1 rRNA gene is annotated in these 243 nt (G+C 53.5%); it reads left to right on the forward strand.

From position 1 onward, the window contains the following. Positions 1–165: 165 nt before the first annotated feature. A 5S ribosomal RNA gene (gene rrf, locus FVS66_RS00070) occupies positions 166–243 on the forward strand; the annotation flags it as partial.

A 243-nucleotide genomic window follows, 5' to 3' on the forward strand; every position in this document is an offset into this window, starting at 1 on the left:
ATGGAAGCCCAGTGATGGGTGGAGTTGACCGGTACTAATAGGCCGAGGGCTTGTCCTCAGTTGCTCGCGTCCACTGTGTTGTTCCCGGGTTGCGAACAGTCGCACCGGTGCACACCAATTTGTTTCAAGTAAATAGTGTGCTTGTTCGCTAGAACCCTTTAGGGTTTCGGTGGTCATAGCGTTAGGGAAACGCCCGGTTACATTCCGAACCCGGAAGCTAAGCCTTTCAGCGCCGATGGTACT

The organism is Streptomyces sp. TRM49041, assembly GCF_008271805.1.
GTDB lineage: Bacteria > Actinomycetota > Actinomycetes > Streptomycetales > Streptomycetaceae > Streptomyces.